At 53.0% G+C, this 16,964-nt stretch carries 13 protein-coding genes; 9 read left to right on the plus strand and 4 right to left on the minus strand.

The genetic code is table 11. The features are described 5' to 3' along the window. The first annotated feature begins 16 nt into the window (after nucleotides 1-16). Together Q4606_RS06020 and Q4606_RS06025 are read left to right on the plus strand one after the other, a co-directional pair. Nucleotides 17-1,441: an MBL fold metallo-hydrolase RNA specificity domain-containing protein gene (locus Q4606_RS06020; protein ID WP_303606967.1), complete on the plus strand. Its 1,425-nt coding sequence runs from the start codon at nucleotides 17-19 to the stop codon at nucleotides 1,439-1,441. 189 nt (nucleotides 1,442-1,630) lie between these two features. After that, nucleotides 1,631-1,999, plus strand: coding sequence for a histone-like nucleoid-structuring protein, MvaT/MvaU family (locus Q4606_RS06025; protein ID WP_303606968.1), 369 nt, complete (start codon nucleotides 1,631-1,633; stop codon nucleotides 1,997-1,999). Nucleotides 2,000-2,059: 60 nt separating this feature from the next. Here Q4606_RS06025 and Q4606_RS06030 read toward each other — a convergent pair whose 3' ends face one another. Both Q4606_RS06030 and Q4606_RS06035 read right to left on the minus strand, forming a co-directional pair. Further along, the gene (locus tag Q4606_RS06030; protein WP_303606969.1) at nucleotides 2,060-3,022 is read right to left on the minus strand and encodes a sensor domain-containing diguanylate cyclase; all 963 of its coding nucleotides are present in this window, start codon (nucleotides 3,020-3,022) and stop codon (nucleotides 2,060-2,062) included. A 3-nt stretch (nucleotides 3,023-3,025) separates the two neighbouring features. After that, a complete protein-coding gene (locus tag Q4606_RS06035; protein ID WP_303606970.1) occupies nucleotides 3,026-4,057 on the minus strand; it encodes a response regulator in 1,032 nt (343 codons plus the stop codon). A gap of 290 nt (nucleotides 4,058-4,347) precedes the next feature. On the opposite strand from Q4606_RS06035, the gene Q4606_RS06040 reads away from it, so the two are divergent. Together Q4606_RS06040 and sbcB are read left to right on the plus strand one after the other, a co-directional pair. Further along, nucleotides 4,348-5,226, plus strand: a complete 879-nt coding sequence (locus Q4606_RS06040) for a hypothetical protein (protein WP_303606971.1) — start codon at nucleotides 4,348-4,350, stop codon at nucleotides 5,224-5,226. A 48-nt stretch (nucleotides 5,227-5,274) separates the two neighbouring features. Beyond that, nucleotides 5,275-6,717, plus strand: coding sequence for an exodeoxyribonuclease I (gene sbcB, locus Q4606_RS06045; protein ID WP_303606972.1), 1,443 nt, complete (start codon nucleotides 5,275-5,277; stop codon nucleotides 6,715-6,717). A gap of 56 nt (nucleotides 6,718-6,773) precedes the next feature. On the opposite strand, the gene Q4606_RS06050 is transcribed toward sbcB, so the two are convergent. Both Q4606_RS06050 and Q4606_RS06055 read right to left on the minus strand, forming a co-directional pair. Beyond that, on the minus strand, nucleotides 6,774-8,774 hold the full coding sequence (locus tag Q4606_RS06050; RefSeq protein ID WP_303606973.1) for a hypothetical protein: 2,001 nt from the start codon (nucleotides 8,772-8,774) through the stop codon (nucleotides 6,774-6,776). A 185-nt stretch (nucleotides 8,775-8,959) separates the two neighbouring features. After that, nucleotides 8,960-10,420 carry a flagellin gene (locus Q4606_RS06055; protein ID WP_303606974.1) on the minus strand — a complete coding sequence of 487 codons (1,461 nt, stop codon included), beginning with the start codon at nucleotides 10,418-10,420 and terminating at the stop codon, nucleotides 8,960-8,962. A gap of 480 nt (nucleotides 10,421-10,900) precedes the next feature. Here Q4606_RS06055 and Q4606_RS06060 point away from each other — a divergent pair, with 480 nt between their 5' ends. From Q4606_RS06060 to Q4606_RS06080, 5 genes are all read left to right on the plus strand, one after another. Further along, nucleotides 10,901-12,379: a flagellin gene (locus Q4606_RS06060; protein ID WP_303606975.1), complete on the plus strand. Its 1,479-nt coding sequence runs from the start codon at nucleotides 10,901-10,903 to the stop codon at nucleotides 12,377-12,379. A gap of 69 nt (nucleotides 12,380-12,448) precedes the next feature. Next, nucleotides 12,449-12,886 (plus strand): flagellar protein FlaG, encoded by a 438-nt coding sequence (locus tag Q4606_RS06065; RefSeq protein WP_303606976.1) that lies wholly within the window; start codon nucleotides 12,449-12,451, stop codon nucleotides 12,884-12,886. A gap of 201 nt (nucleotides 12,887-13,087) precedes the next feature. Next, nucleotides 13,088-15,070, plus strand: a complete 1,983-nt coding sequence (gene fliD, locus Q4606_RS06070; RefSeq protein WP_303606977.1) for a flagellar filament capping protein FliD — start codon at nucleotides 13,088-13,090, stop codon at nucleotides 15,068-15,070. Between the two features lie 66 nt (nucleotides 15,071-15,136). After that, nucleotides 15,137-15,538 (plus strand): flagellar export chaperone FliS, encoded by a 402-nt coding sequence (gene fliS / locus Q4606_RS06075; protein WP_303597287.1) that lies wholly within the window; start codon nucleotides 15,137-15,139, stop codon nucleotides 15,536-15,538. A 153-nt stretch (nucleotides 15,539-15,691) separates the two neighbouring features. Then, nucleotides 15,692-16,903 carry an argininosuccinate synthase gene (locus Q4606_RS06080; protein ID WP_303597286.1) on the plus strand — a complete coding sequence of 404 codons (1,212 nt, stop codon included), beginning with the start codon at nucleotides 15,692-15,694 and terminating at the stop codon, nucleotides 16,901-16,903. Nucleotides 16,904-16,964 lie beyond the last annotated feature (61 nt).

Consider the following 16,964-nt stretch of genomic DNA (forward strand, 5'->3'; position numbering starts at 1 on the left):
ACAAGGACTGTTGTGCATGATAAAACTATCCCACCACGGCGCCACCTCTGGTGTCACTGGCTCCTGCCACGAACTTACCCTCGGTTTGGGGTCAGACTCCACCTCCGAATCGTCTTCTGCCGGCATCCTGATTGACTGCGGCCTGTTTCAGGGCGCAGAGAAGGGCGATAGCGCCGATGCTTCCAACCTTTCCGTTGATTTCCCCATTGCGCATATCCGCGCGCTCGTTGTTACCCACGTGCACATTGATCACGTCGGCCGGATTCCCTACCTGTTGGCGGCGGGGTTTGAGGGGCCGATTATCTGTTCGGAACCTTCCGCGATTATGTTGCCGGAAATTCTGGAAGATGCTTTGAAGATCGGTTTCACCCGGGACAAGGCGCTGATTGAGCGCGTACTTGGGCTGATTCGCTCCCGGCTTGTGCCTGTGCCTTACGGACAGTGGCATGAGGTTTTTGCGGAGCCGAGTTGTTCGCTTTTCGTTCGATTCCAGCGCGCAGGGCACATACTGGGTTCGGCTTATGTTGAGTGTGACGCGGTATCCGGCGATGAGCGTGAACGCGTGGTATTCAGCGGTGATCTGGGCGCGCCCCACGCGCCTTTGTTGCAGGAACCTGCTTCGCCGGAGAGGGCAGATCGGCTGGTTATTGAGAGCACATACGGTGACAAGGATCATGAGAGCCGGGAAACACGTCGTTATCGCCTGAAAGCCATTCTGGAGCGAGCGTTGGCGGATGGCGGCACGGTGTTGATTCCGGCATTCAGTATCGGGCGTACTCAGGAGCTGTTGTATGAGATGGAAGGTCTGATACACGAGTTTCGGAACGAGTCGGTTGCGGACGGCCTGGCCTGGGATGATTTGGAAATCGTGGTGGACTCACCCCTGGCGGCGGAATTCACCGGCATCTATCGCAAGCTGAAGCCATTCTGGAATGCGGAAGCCAACGATCTGGTTCAGCAGGGCAGGCACCCGCTTTCTTTTGAACAGTTAACGGTGATCGATTCCCACGCGGATCACCTGAATGCAGTGGAATATCTGGCCAGCTCTAACAGGCCTTGTGTGGTGCTGGCAGGCTCCGGGATGTGCGCCGGGGGTAGGGTGGTTAATTATCTTAAGGCGATGCTTGGAGAAGCCAGAAACGATGTTCTATTTGTGGGTTATCAAGCAGCGGGAACGCCCGGCCGCGATATCCTCACATATGGTCCGAGGGGAGGATGGGTAGAATTGGATGGTGAACGCTTTGATATAAGGGCAAGCGTACATCAGGTGGGAGGCTATTCTGCCCATGCGGGGCAATCAGATTTGATTCGGTTTATTGAAGGTATTCCCAAGAAGCCGGCTGAGATCCGCATCGTGCATGGGGATGAATCTGCAAAGCTTGCGTTTAAGCAGCGACTTATTGAGATGAACCATTCGCGGGTGCTCATACCCGATAAGTAATGTAATTAATAAACTATTTTAATTTATTAATGACTGTTAAATGAATAGTCTTTGCCAACTATAAAGCGATGACTTATTATTCCTGTGATCTAAGAATTCCTTGAATCCTACTGTTCGATATTCCAAGGTCAGTTTCGGGTTTCAGAACTCGCGTTTTAGAATCCACAGAAAATATAAGGTTATAGCTTCATGGCAAAGATTAACGATTATTACCAGAAGAAGCAGCTTATGGAAAAGCTTGCGGATGAGATTAACCAACTGGAACAGGATCAGTCTCTGAAGCGCGAACTGGCGTTTGAGAACAGCATTCGTGAGTTGATGAAGGAATATGACAAGTCTCCGAAGCATGTACTCCAGATTCTGACGGCGATTGACCCTTCTATAGCTGGTTCCAAAGCGGAAGGCAGCACAAGCACCCGTGCCAAGCGACCGATGAAAACCTATAAGAACCCGCATACCGGTGAAGTGGTTAAAACCCGCGGCGGTAACCATAAGGTTCTGAACGAGTGGCGTGAAAAGCACGGCAAAGAAGCGGTACAGAGCTGGCAGCAAGACTGATCAGCCGGGTATCTAAAAAGGGCCAGATGATAAATTCACCTGGCCCTTTTTTTGTCTGAATTAAAGCTGATCAAAAACGATGACGCGATTTCTTCCGCCGTTCTTTGCAGCATACAAAGCTTCGTCTGCTTGCTGCATCCATTCCATATAGCTTTTTGCGGCATGATCTAGTTGTGCAATACCTACACTCACCGTATAACGAATAGGGGCAATCGTGGTCTGAACAACGCTATCATTAATACTTTCTCGTATGCGCTCACATATTATGCGAGCTCCTTCAACATCGGTTTCCGGTAATATTATTCCGAATTCTTCACCGCCATAACGGCCGATACTGTCGGATTGCCGCAAGTTATTTTTGGCGGTTGTAGCCGCATGTTTGATTACCTCATCACCAACCAGGTGGCCGTAGCTATCGTTAACCTTTTTGAAGAAATCGATATCAAACATTACAAGGCTGGTTGCCTGGTTATAGCGGCGATAACGTTCAAACTCTGCATCGACCAGGTTCTCCCAGGTGCCTCTGTTCAACAGGCCGGTTAACCGGTCGGTCATACTGAGTTTGGCGAGTTGCTCATTTGCCCGCTCCAGTGCGCGTTTGCCAGAGGCGATATCGGTTACGTCGTACACCATAAGGCATATCTTCTCCACCTGCCCGGAACTGCCTGAAAGCGGGCTGATGGTGAGGTTCTGGAACATATAGTCTTCTGTTCCGGTAATGGGGCGCGTATTACGAAACCGGAACAGGTAGGGCCGTTGCTCCCAGGAGGTGAAGGCACGGGTGTTAAGCAGTGCAACTGCGTCCACTTTGCGGGTAAGCCAGGCTTCCGGGATATCGGGGAACAGCTCGAACAATACTCGATTGCGGATTTTGCTGGCGGTGATGCCGCTGTGATTTTCCATAAACCCGTTCCATGCCTGTACTCGGAACTCCAGATCCAGCACCACCAGGCCAACCTCAACGGATTCCAGCATATCCACCAGCCAGTGGAAGGATTGGGCTTCAGTTTCGTCTATGGTCATGGTTCAGTCCGTCAGGTATTGAAGGCGTTGTTCCAGGAAGGGCACTGAATCTTCCGTGAGCAGCACCAGCATGTCGCACTGTATGTCCCGATCCTCCAATGTGTAACTGATTTCAATGCACAGGAGCTGTTCATCGCGGGAGCTCTGGTGTTCAAGCAGGTCTGCGATCTGCCGGTGCTGTCCCAGTACGCTGGGGTGACCAAGGCCAAGCTTCAGGTCCAGTTGATCGCCCATACCTTTGAGAAAAGCCCCGAACAGTATGCTGGACATATCCATCAACACTTCGACGTTGACGGATTCACCCTCAAGCGTCTCGTAGTGGAGGAGTTTGGCCATTTCCCGGAAGCTGGCGTCTGCAAACAGCAATAGCGCCTCGCCAGCAACACCTGCGCCCGTGAAGCCCTGACACACAGCGGAATAGGTATCTCTGTCGTGTGCGGCCGAGATGGCCATGTGGAGTTCGGAATTGGCAATAAAAGCGACTTTGGGGATGGGCTGCTTTACGAACACCCGTAACAGCCGCGCAAGCAGGTCTGATGAACGCCCCATGGCGACGTTGGATATTTCCTGCAGGTAATCGTTCAGTGAAATCGAAATTTCCTGTGCCGGAGACTCATCGCTGGGATTCAGCTCACTGTCGCTCAGCGCAGCGCTTTCAAGGTCGCCGGGGCGATAAAAGCCGTAATCAGCAAGTAGGCTGAGCACAACGGCCAGGTCTGTAGGCTTTTTTATAAAGTCTATGGCGCCGAGTTTGCGTACCCGTTCCCGAGCTTCCGGCTGAATGTCGCCTGAGACCACGATGGTCATGATGGGCAGGTCTTCAGCCAGTACGCGTTCCAGAACCTCATAGCCATCCATCTCTGGCATGTTGAGGTCGAGAAACATCAGATCGGCTTCGTGCGCCCGAAGTTTGTTAAGAGCTTCTACGCCGTTGTGGGCAAAAAGAATGGTATCTGCAAGGCCTGAGGGTAGGGCTCTCGCCATCTGTTTTCTGGCAAGCGCGGAATCGTCACAGATGAGTATTCGGGTGGTCATGACTGTTGCCAGGAAAGATTGAATATCGTTTCATTAATTTTATCAGTGCGAAGTATAACAGCACGCTTACATATGTACACGCTAACGACACCTTTTAAGTTTGTTTTGAGTGCCGGTGAAATGTAACCGTTTGTTATTCGTGTTTGTGACTGAGCTCACCCTATAGCCCGTGTGGTCTCCGCTATAGTGAGTATGCGCTAAGAAGAAGTTGTTAATTGCAAGTATAGGTTGCCTGAGTGCACCGGTAAAATTAAAAGTGACCGTGCAAACCCTTAACCCGAGACACTGCTATGCAACACCATGCGTATGGATACGCCGCTCTCATCATTTTGTGCCTTGGTTTCGCGCCTTTAGCCCAGGCTGAACTGGAGCCGATTTCCGAATCGGCGATGGGTGATGTGACGGGGCAGGCCTTTATGGAGATTGAAAATATCTCTGGCGCCACGCACGAATTTACTCGCATGACCCTTGGCATGGATGTGGAAACGAGGGTAAATATTGATGATGCGAGAATTGGTGAGATCGATGGCGGCTCAGATTTCTCCGCATCTCATATTGCGCTTGGCCATATCTCCCGCGATGCCTCGGCCGTTCAGTATGACGGCAATACCTATGCAGTGGGAGAGGTTGTGCCTTTCGAGGCGGTTCAGCCCTATATTGAGCTGGCAGAAGATCACGATAAAACCCAGTTATCGGGATTCCGCATAGGGTTCCAGCAGGCGCGCGGCTCGGTTTCCTCTCTTGCCAGCAGTTTCAGCGGTAACATTGGTCTGAAACTGACAGACAGCGCCGGCACCGAGCACGACGCCACGTTGTTCAATGCCACCAGTAGCGCAACGGATTACCGGGCGACGCATATCGGAATCAACGATGACACCACGGACTGTTCTGCTGGCGTAAACTGCGCCCCCCTGAGCCATTTGCAATCGGTTATCGTGGGTACTGACAACGGGGATACGACCACCGGTTTTACGGATGACTTCTTTATCGGTTTCCAGCGCGAAGGCGTCGAGTGGAATAGCCCGGATGGCGCAAACGTGATCAATGCCGGTAAGGGTGTGTTCATTAACCTGCCCACCAACATGAAGGTTGATATGAATACGCTGATCAATCAGGGGGTGTCACGCCTGCAGACTCATCGGGTGGATATGGGTACCAAGCTGTTTTGATTTTGTTAGACTCCTGAATTCAATGATCCACAAGGCAGGAGCCTTCCCTTGATCCGCTCGTTTTACTGGCACGATTACGAAACCTTTGGTGTAGACCCGGTTCATGACCATCCTTCCCAGTTTGCCGGTGTGCGAACCGATGCCGATCTGAATATTATTGAAGATCCGCTGGTCATTTACTGCAAACCCACCGATGACTACCTGCCATCACCGGAAGCCTGCCTGATTACGGGTATTACGCCTCAGAAAGCCATGGAAGAGGGCTTTCCTGAAACTGAATTCATCGCTCAGATTAACGAGGCATTCAGCCAGCCGGGCACCTGCGTAGTAGGCTACAACAGCCTGCGATTTGACGATGAAGTAACCCGCCATACCCTCTACCGTAACCTGCGTGACCCTTATGCCCGTGAATGGCAGAACGGGAATTCCCGCTGGGATATTATTGATATGGTCCGGCTGACCTATGCGCTTCGCCCCGAAGGCATCAACTGGCCGCGTAAGGAAGATGGCAGCCCCAGCTTTAAACTGGAGGCGCTGACCACCGCCAATGGTATTGCCCACGAAGCCGCCCATGATGCCATGTCGGATGTGGAAGCGACCCTCGCGGTTGCGAAGTTGATAAAGGAAAAGCAGCCCAAGCTGTTCGATTTTGTTCTGAATAACAAGGACAAACACTCCGCCCGCGCCATGCTGGATACCGCTGCTATGAAGCCGGTATTCCACATCTCAGCCAAATACCCGGCGACTCGCGGCTGTTGCGCCATGGTCGCGCCGCTTGCTGACCATCCCACAAACAAGAACCTGGTAATCGTGTACGACCTGCGGGAAGACCCGAGTGAGCTGATTAACGCTACACCTGAGCAAATTCGGGAGCGAGTGTTTACCTCTCAGGCGCAGTTAGGGGACACGAAACGATTCCCTCTGAAAAGTGTTCAGCTGAATAAATGCCCGGTGTTGGCACCTGCAAACATGCTCACCACGCTTTCTGCTGAGCGGTTGGCTGAGCTTGAGCTGAACGGTGACACGCTTCGCGCCAACCTCGCACTCATACGAAAAGCCCCGGGCCTGGCGGAGAGAATCGCCGAAGCCTTCGACCAGCCTCACGAAGGCGACCTGACCGATCCGGACGAGCAGCTCTACGCTGGTGGCTTTATATCACCTGCGGATCGCAGCGAACTGAATCGGGTGCTGCAAACGCCGCCGGAAGCATTGGTGGAGGAGACATTCACTTTTAAAGACGAGCGCCTGCAGGAGCTCTTGTTCCGATACCGCGCTCGTAACTACCCGGATTCGCTGACCAGTGAGGAGGCCGAACGTTGGGAGACATTTCGTTCTCAGCGTTTGATGGCACCGAAGAAAGGCTGGCTCTCGCTTGAGGCGTTTGGGCTTGAGCTGCAAAGGCTTGCGAGTGATCCGGAGTTGACGCCGCAGAAGCAGCAGATTCTGGAGGATCTGCACTTGTATGGGGAATCTTTGATCCCCTACATGTAATCAAGGTGCAGATTTACCTGGGCCAGAGTAGATCTCCGGCCCGGGAATGTCGTCGGTTACCGGCGCCGCTGAAAATACACGCTCAGATTCTGCCCCATCACACTCTGTACTTCACTTCCCAGTGCCTCCGCCTGAATCTGCGTTTGCACGGGCCGGGTAGCCAGGCTGTGGCCGTCCTCATCACGAGCCTTTACCAGCTTCCATTCGACTTCATTGCTTACCATTGCCATCAGGCCTTTTAGCTGCGTTTCATCCTGAGGCCGGAACCAGCGATCACGGCAGCCTCCCAGGCTATAGAAGTCGTCCTCGTTGGTAAGTTCCTGCCAAGTGGCATCCTGTCGGTTGGTAAGAACCATCCGGCGCAGTTGACGCAAGGTAGAGCGGGTTGGTTGCAGGTTATGCTCTGCGATCAGTTTCCGCATCTGCCGGTCGCCAGTTGTCTGTTCAGCAATGGCTGTATGCAGATGCACGATGGCGCCGGAGCCGGAGGCACTTTTCACCAGTGCGGCCAGCGAGAGTTCGGTCATTGCCGGGGAGGGCAGGCGACCGACTTCAACCCAGTGCACCTGATGGCCATCTGCCACAAACTGCCGGGCGATGGACCAGGGCCAGAATACAATGTTGCTGATCTCGGATTCGGTGGCCATGCGCGTAGCCTTGGCGATGTTGGCCAGGGACTCATCCACTGCGATCACTTCCACATCAGCCAGGTAACGCGCAAGTTCCATGGCACGTTGGCCGGACTGGGCACCGCACACCATGATGCGCAAGGTGTCTGGCAGGTTGTTTGTGGCCAGTCCCAGCTCGGTTGCCATCAGAGATTTCAGGCTGCTTTCAGCGCGATACGCCAGTTTTGACCACGCAGGCCAGGCTTGTGGCACATCCGTTTTGTCGAGACACAGCTCTTCTGCTTTCTCATCAAAGCACTGCTTGATGCCTTCTTCTTCAGCACGGTGATAGTAGCTGGCGGCCAAAACCGGTTGGAGGGCCAGGGGCCAGTCCACGAGATTCCATTGCCCGAGCTGAACCGCAAATTCCTGGTGAAACAGCGCGCCATACATGGCGCTGATCATCAATGTGCCAATCAGGGCTTCCTGTGGGTCGCCCATTACAAATTGTGCTTTGAGGCTGTCATTCACGGCCGCTACGAGTCGCTCCTCATCATCCTCTGCTGCCAGCGCATAGCCGGTGCGGTCTGCATACATTGCTATGGCGAGCGCAAGTTGCTGGAGCTCGTCTCGTAGTTCAACGGTTTGGGCAACCTCCGCCAGAATCGCCCGGCGCAGCATTACAACCAGCTCTTCCACGGCCGGATCCGGCATCAGTGTTTTTTGCAGTGCCAGAATCAGCAGCTCGTCCGCGGCGGCAGCATTCAGCAGAATTTCTGTCTGGGGGTTATCAAGATCGTATTGCTGGCGGACGATAGCGCCGACAAAACGACCGATTTCCTGGTGCGGCAAGCCTTCATGTTTCAGAAGTGCAACGGCATCCAGCGCGAGGTCGCTATCCGTTTTATTCACTGCCAGATGCTGAGCACAGCTGAGCATGCCACTGTAGACTGAATCCCATTCAGCGCCCGCCTCCAACAGCTTGCGGTAGTGCAGGTACGCCACATCAAACTGACCCTGCAACCGCTTGGCATGGGCCACCCCGCAAAAAGCGGCGGCCGATTGCCGGTCGCAGTCCAGAGCCTGCAGGAAGTGCTGCTCAGCCAAGGCTGGCCGCTCGGTTTTTAAAGCCCAGTAGCCCAGGTTGGCGTATTGCTGTGCCTGGCCGGGTTGGATTTCCAGGCTGGCAGTAAAGAGGTCGTGGGCGTTTTTAAGTTGCCCGTCGTCCATTTCGACACGCCCCAATAACCCCAACGCTATGACGTTGTTTGGCTCCAGTGCAATCACCTCTTCCAGGTAAACACGGCATTCCTGCCTGGCTTGCAGGCGTTGAATATGGCTAAGCCCGCTGCTATTGGACTCGCCATAGGCAAGGTTGGCCTGCAGAAGCAGGCGGGCGGCCTGAGCCTGTTGGGAATGGGATTCCTGAATGTGATGTTTGGCTTGCATGGGATACCTCATTTACCTGCCGCTAGATTCAAAAATTGCGGCAAAGGCCTGCAGTTTTTGGTTGTTTGCTGTGCGTTAAGTGAGGTATTGCGAAAGGTGTGCCAGTTTTCGAGGCTGGTACAGAGGGGCTACAAAGAAAAACGGCCGGGTTCTTAGCCCGGCCGTTTTGTTTTCTGCGAAGGAGTTTAGCCCTGTAGCAACTGCAACACCTGCTGAGGTCTGGCGTTGGCCTGGGCCAGCACCGAGAGGCCAGCCTGCTGGAGTACCTGAGTGCGGGCCAGTTCGGCGGATTCTGCGGCGAAGTCGGCATCGCGGATTCGGCTGTTGGAGGCCGAGAGGTTTTCTGAGGTGGTTGCCAGGTTTGCGATCGTGGATTCGAAGCGATTCTGCACCGCGCCGAGCTCTGCTCGGAAACCGTTGATTTTGTCGATGGCGTAATCAAGAGTGGACATTGCCTCGTCGGCACCGTCCGGCGTTGAGATGTCTATGTCATTAAGCGAAACAGTATTTGCGGTGGCGGTATAAGCCTCTACCAGGTCAATTTCATTGGTCAGAGGGTCACCATCAAGATCAGCTTTAATATCGACATCGATGTCTCCGCCAAATTGTGATGAGAAAACGATCTCGTTGTTGGTTCTGTCCAGGTTTGCCTTGACACCTGTATCGTTGGACTGAGCGTTGATCTTTCCGACCAAGTCGTTCAACGAAGTAATGTTGTCGGAAGAGAACGATACTCCGTTGATGCTGAAGTCGACGGTGGTTTTCTGATTAGTGTCGAAGTAAGCGGCTAAATCACCACCTTCTGCGCTGAAGCTTTGGGTAAAGTTGTTGGGGGTGCCAGCGCTGTCTGTCAGGTCAAGGGCAACCGGAACCGTTTCGCCGGTGCTGTTCGTAAAGATCAGCGTGTCATCCGCAGTGTCTGATACGGTGATGCCGCTCGCAGCGGCAATGGCGGTTTCAATATCGGCAGTGAGGGTGGCTAGGTCGCCCGGAGCGGTACTAGTGCCTGTATAGGCAGTACCGTCTATCGTGACTGAATAGGTGACATCTCCAGTGTAATCGAGTCCCAGTGCGTTAGATTCGGTATCAAAAGGAGCGACCTGATCAGTGAATCCGCTAGTCTTCCCTAGGGTCGCTCCGAGTTGACTCCCGCGGGAATCTAATCCACTAATGCCGATTGTCTCACCGGCGTTTGCGCCTACCTGGAATGTTTGGGTGCCGAACGTGCCATCAAGCACTTTCAAGCCGTTGAAAGAAGTCTGGCTGGCAATCCGGTTAATTTCTTCAACGCGTTGCTGAACTTCCTGATTTAGTGCCTGGCGGTCTGAAATGCTATTTGTCGCATTAGCAGACTGCACCGCCAGCTCACGAATGCGCTGCAGGTTGTTGGTGATCTCATCCATCGCGCCTTCGGCAGTTTGTGCCAGAGAAATACCGTCATTGGCATTTCTCTGGGCCTGGTTCAGCCCGGAGATCTGTGACTCGAACCTTTCGGAAATGGCGAGGCCGGCGGCATCGTCTTTGGCGGAGTTGATGCGCAGGCCTGAAGACAAGCGTTCAAGTGCTGTGTTGGCCTGAGTCTGTGAGGCGTTCAAGTTACGCTGCGCATTCAATGAGGCAATGTTGGTGTTGATGACCTGAGGCATATCTAGTCTCCCTGCTTAGAGGTGCCGGGTCACGCTGCTCATTGTGCATCAGGCAGCATACCGGCAAAAAATTCGTTAATGACCGTTTTGTGGAAGACTAAGCGAAGGGTGTGCCAGTTTTTTTGTATGAACCTTAACTAGCTAATAAATATAGCGTTGTTTGCTATTTTCTGATGCTTTTTGCGAAGGGCCTGCCATATTCCCGGCGGCGAGTGTGGGAAGCAAGTTGCCGCTTTTTTCAGGCACGTCTCAGACTAAATTAACGATTTTTCTGAAAGCCAGGAAATAAAAAACTTATTAAAACAATATGATAGCGCTTTAGATTCGAGCTTTTACATTCCTTTACAAAATCCTGCCGGTTTTTTCTAAAGGAAGAACAATGAACGCCGTTAAGTAAATCAACAGGGCGGCGCTCCAAACCAAAAAGAGAACGCCAGACCTTATCCATGAAAAAACGACTTCTGTCGAAGGGGAAGCATTATGGCTCTCGGAATTAACACTAACGTCGCTTCATTGAACGCTCAGAACCAGCTTGGTAAATCTCAAAGCTTGAATGACCAGGCTCTTCAGCGTTTGTCATCTGGCCTGCGCATCAACTCCGCCAAAGACGATGCCGCAGGCCTGGCGATCTCGACTCGCTTCCAGTCCCAAATCTCTGGCCTGAATGTAGCGACCCGAAACGCTAATGATGGCATCTCTCTGGCCCAGACTACAGAAGGCGCGCTGGACGAGATCACCAATAACCTGCAGCGGATTCGTGAACTGGCCGTTCAGTCTGCCAACGCAACGAACAGTGACTCTGATCGCGCTGCGTTGAACGATGAAGTTCAGCAGCGACTGGAAGAAATTGATCGAATTTCTTCTCAGACTGCCTTTAACGGACTCAGGGTGTTGGATGGTTCGTTTGGTCAGCAGGACTTTCAAGTGGGTGCGAATGCCGGTGAGACGATCGGTATTAACCTGACTCAAGGGACTCGAGCTTCCCAAATTGGCTCGATTGCACAGGTTGATCTTGATGTTGATGGAGAAGCCATTGCTGATGGGCAGTCATTCACACTTCGTGTGGGAACTGGTGAGGTCCAAACGGTCGATATTGAAGCGGGTAGCAGTGCGGCGAGCATCGCGGATACTATTCGCTCTACTGTTGGTGGAGCTTCGAGTGTCACTGCGGAGAATTCACAAACAATTGACTTTGCTGATGTAACTTTAACGACTGCAGATACAGGAAATGATACAGAAAGCTACACCCTTACTGTGGGTGTGGGGAGTGAGAGTGTTGATCTGGCGTTTAACAGCCCGGAAGCGGATGGTGCCAATACGGTTACCGTTGAAGATGTCAGGGATGCGATCAACAGTAATTCCGTTCTTGCTGACTCAGGAATCTCTGCTTCCGTGGACGGTGGCGATTTGGTAATCGCTCAAGCTGATGGTGAAAATTTCACCATCCAGGAGGCTGCTGCTGTTACTGGGTCCGCAACCATTACAGACTTGGATGCAGAAGGTCTTCTCGACTCAACTGGTTCTGCTGGATACGGTACCGAAACGAATTTCTCCGGCACAGTGAGCTTTACGGCGGAAGACTCGGTTGTGGTTGACGGAACGGATGTTGCCTCTGTCGGCGCTGCTCAAAATGTTAGTGCTGATGGATTTATTGAAGATATCGATATCAGCAACGTTGATGGTGCAAATGAAGCGATTGCTCGTGTAGATGCTGCCCTCACCTCAGTAAACGGCCTGCGCGGTGAGCTGGGTGCGATCCAGAACCGCTTTGAGTCCACCATTGCGAACCTGAGTACCTCGGTAGAGAACCTCAGCGCCTCCAACAGCCGAATCCTGGACGCTGACTTCGCAGCAGAAACTGCCAATCTGGCCAAATCTCAGGTACTGCAGCAGGCCGGTATCTCCGTCTTGGCACAGGCTAACGCCCGTCCACAGCAGGTTCTGTCCCTCCTGCAGTAAGGGATCAGCGGTAACAGCCGGAACCTTCGGGTTCCGGTTTTAAGCCGTCTAAGGATAGAGAGGTGAGCTATGAATGACGTTAACCTGAGCAGTCCGGGCCTGAAACTGGTGCGTACTGACAGCCAGGCTCCGGTAAAGGCAATGTCGTCATCTCAGGCCGAAGGCAGGAATGCCTCCGAGCTTGTTTCTTCATCTTCTGAGTCAGCTGCGCCGGTTGCGGTGGCTACCCGAGGTCAGGATGTTTCTAAAGCTGAACAGCTCAAGGAACAGAATGACGCGCAGCGGAAAGAACTGGATTCTGCGGTTTCGCAGCTGAACGATTATGTTCAGAACGTCCAGAGGGATCTGCAGTTTGAAGTGGATAACGATCTGGGGCAGACCATCGTTCGTGTGGTGGATCAGCAAACCCAGGAAGTTGTCCGACAGATGCCTGATGAGGTGGCATTAAGGTTGGCAGAAAAATTGCAGCAGGATGAACCGCTGACGTTGTTTAACATTAAAGTCTGAACGCTTGCCGTTTTGATTTAAGGCTGACAACGGTATTTCAGCACCGCCGCACCTGAGAGGGGCCGGCGGTGCTTTGCGTTTTGGGTTAAAATTCGGTTTAACAGGTTGTTACAAATCGAGTGAAGAAAGAGGCAAAGTTTTGCCGTCTTCTGCCGATAAACTGAACAACGAATAGATTCGCCCCCTTGGGAGGCAGTGGTTATGTCAAGCATTTCATCGCTGGGAATAGGTTCTGGTGTTCTGACGTCTGATCTGGTGGATCAGCTGGTGGAGGCGGAGCGTGCTCCAACCGATACCCGTCTTGCCCAGAAAACTGAAGAAGCCGAGGCCCTGATTTCAGCCTATGGCACCTTGCGAAGCGCTGTAACTGAGCTGCGCCTGCCCATGCGTCAGCTGAGCTCACCGGAAAATCTGACGGCCTTTTCTGCCAGCTCGTCCAACGAGGACATCGGCGTAACGGTTGATAGCACCAAAGCCAGTCGCGGCACTTACAGCGTGGAAGTCACCAGCCTTGCGGGTGCGCAGGCGCTGGCCTCCCGGGACGTGTTTGCCGACAGGGATTCCACAAGCGTGGGTCAGGGAACGCTTACGCTCTCTGTCGGGACTAACATCGTCGATATCACCATTGATGATAGCAACGACACTCTGCAGGGGCTGGCTAATGCAATCAATGAGGCCGATGCGGGTGTGTCTGCCGGTGTAATTGATACGGGTAACGGATTTCAGCTGGTGTTTTCTGCCGATGAAAGCGGCACAGCCAACGCTGTTAGCATTTCAGTTTCCGGCGACTCGGAAGGTACCGCGACGGATAACCAGGGGCTTTCCCGCTTCGCCTTTAATACTGCAATGGATGCGGATTCTGGCTTACGAGAGACAATCGCGGCGACAGACGCTGTGATGTCCATTAACGGTGTAGAGATTACCCGCTCTGATAACAGTTTTGAAAATGTTATAGACGGGCTTAGTTTTGATATTTCAGAAACCGGCTCATCTGTCATCAGGGTCGAGCAGGACTTCGATGCGGTTGCGGATCGGGTGCAGGGCTTTGTTGACCAGTTTAACGCCTTACAAACCACCATTGATGGTTTGGCTGGATACAATGCAGAGGCCGGCGTCGGTGGCCTGCTCAGTGGAGACAGTACCGTCCGGAGTATACAGAACCAACTCCGGCAGGTGCTCACCGGGATTGTGGAGGGCTTGGAAGGTTCAAACGTACGCAGCCTGGCGGATGTGGGAATTACCACAGACTTTGAAACCGGCGGACTGGAGTTTGACAGGGATACTTTCATTACCCAGCTCAAGGCCAATCCGGACGATGTAACGGCACTGTTTGCAGAACAGGGTCGGACTACCGATAGCCAGGTCGAGTTTGTGCGTAGCGGTCTGGATACAGATCCGGGTACCTATGATATCAATATCACCCAGGCGGCTACACAGGGCAGTCTTCTGGCGGGTTCAGCGCTTGCGGATGGAATTTCTATTGATGACAGCAATGATGCGCTGACACTGCAGGTGAACGGGGAGCTATCGGTTAGCCTCCAGCTAACCCAGCAGACTTATGCCTCGGCTCAGGACCTGATGAATGAGGTTCAGTTGCAGCTCAATAGTAACAGTGCTCTGAACGCGGCGGGTACCTCTGTAAAGGCCGCGCTGGATGAAAATGGAAAGCTGGTCTTCACATCAGAAACCTATGGAAACGAATCCGCGGTAACCCTGAGCTCTGCAGACAACGCTACAACGTTCGGGCTGGATACGGCAACGGCGACCACCGGGCTGGATGTAGCCGGTACCATTGGTGGACGGACTGCCGAAGGCGATGGACAAGTGCTTTATCTGGGCAGCGGCTCGGGAGGGGCCTCTGGGCTTCAGGTTCGAATTCTGGGTGATCAGACCGGTAGTCGGGGCTCCATCACCTTTGTAGAAGGGATCGCAGAGCGCACGGTAGACCTGGTTACCAGGTTTGTTGGTGCGGATGGGGCATTCGAGACTCGAACCGCGAACCTTAATCGGGAGCTGGAGTCGATAGCTGAAAGCCAGGCCGCGCTGGAAACTCGAATCGAAGCTTATCGGGAACGGCTGGTCAGCCAGTTTACCGCTGCAGATTCATTGATTTCTCAGCTCAACAGTACGCGTGATTATGTGACTCAGCAGTTTGAAGCACTGCTTTCAAGCAATAGCGATTGATAAACAAATTTGATCAGGTAAAGCCAGGCAAAGTGCTGGCTTGGCTAATGAAAAACGAGGCGAACTATGAACGGCTTACAGGCTTACCAACGGGTAAATACGCAAACCAGCATCACCGACGCCGACCCTCACAAGCTGATTCAGCTTTTGTACAACGGTGCGCTTGAACGTATCAACATGGCCAAAGCTCGTATGCAGGCAAAGGACTTCGCCGGTAAAGGCAAGTTGATTGGTAAAGCGATTGAAATTATCGGTGGGCTGAAAAGCTTTCTGGATTTTGAAAAAGGCGGTGAGCTTGCTGCACGCCTTGAAGGCTTGTATGACTATATGGAGCGCACCTTGCTAGAGGCGAGTTCCAGGAACGATACTGCCAAGCTGGACGAAGTTGCTGACCTGCTTCGCTCCATCAAAGGCGGTTGGGACGGCATTCGGGAAGAGGCGGTGGGCCAGTCGGCCCAGGTTGGCTGATTTTCCTTCTTCCTGACGCGCCTCCTTTAAGCTCCTCTCCCGCCAAGAGAGGGGGGCGTTGGTCTTTCCTCCAATAGCCAACTCCCCCGCCATCCCGTACAATATCGCTCTTCTTTTCAATACATCCATTCTGTTCAGTCTGGAGCACAAAGCATGTCTGATATTAAAAAGGTGGTTCTGGCCTACTCCGGTGGCCTGGATACTTCCGTTATTGTTCGGTGGTTGCAGGATACCTATAACTGTGAGGTGGTAACCTTTACTGCCGACATTGGCCAGGGCGAGGAAGTTGAGCCGGCGCGGGCAAAGGCGGAAGCCTTGGGCGTTAAGGAAATCTACATTGAGGATCTGCGCGAGGAATTTGTTCGCGATTACGTGTTCCCGATGTTCCGTGCGAATACCATCTATGAAGGTGAGTACCTGCTGGGTACATCCATTGCCCGCCCTCTGATTGCCAAGCGTTTGATCGATATTGCCAATCAAACCGGTGCGGATGCCATTTCCCACGGCGCTACCGGTAAGGGCAACGACCAGGTTCGTTTCGAGCTGGGTGCCTATGCACTCAAACCGGGTGTGAAAGTGATTGCGCCCTGGCGTGAATGGGATCTTAACTCCCGTGAAAAGCTGCTGCAGTACTGCGCAGAGCGCAATATTCAGGTAGATATGAAGCCGGGCAAATCGCCTTACTCCATGGATGCCAACCTCCTGCACATTTCCTATGAAGGCATGAACCTGGAAGATCCCTGGTCTGAAGCCGAGGAAGATATGTGGCGCTGGAGCGTGTCTCCGGAAGCAGCTCCGAACGAGCCGACTTACGTTGAGCTGACCTACCGCAAGGGCGACATTGTTGCCATTGACGGGCAAGAAATGAAAGCACACGAAGTGCTGGAAAACCTGAACAAGGTTGCTGGCGCCAATGGTATAGGCCGTCTTGATATCGTTGAAAATCGCTATGTAGGCATGAAGTCCCGTGGCTGTTATGAAACACCGGGCGGCACCATTATGCTGCGTGGCCACCGTGCCATCGAGTCCATTACGCTGGATCGTGAAGTAGCACACCTGAAAGACAGCCTGATGCCGCGCTATGCCGAGGTTATCTATAACGGCTACTGGTGGTCGCCAGAGCGTGAAGCTCTGCAGGCGCTGATTGATCAGACTCAGGAATACGTGAACGGAACCGTTCGCCTGAAGCTTTATAAGGGCAACGTTGATGTGGTTGGCCGTAAGTCTGATGACTCTCTGTTCGATGAAACCATCGCGACCTTCGAAGAGGATCACGGTGCTTATGATCAGAAAGACGCAGAAGGCTTTATCAAGCTGAACGCTCTGCGTCTGCGGATTGCTGCTGGTAAAGGCCGCAAGCTTTAAAGCTGAAGTCAGCAGATAGTCAGAAAGGCCGGGGCTGGCAGAGCCTCCCAGAAACGTGGAG

It is taken from the genome of Marinobacter sp. 1_MG-2023 (assembly GCF_030549045.1).
Taxonomy (GTDB): domain Bacteria; phylum Pseudomonadota; class Gammaproteobacteria; order Pseudomonadales; family Oleiphilaceae; genus Marinobacter.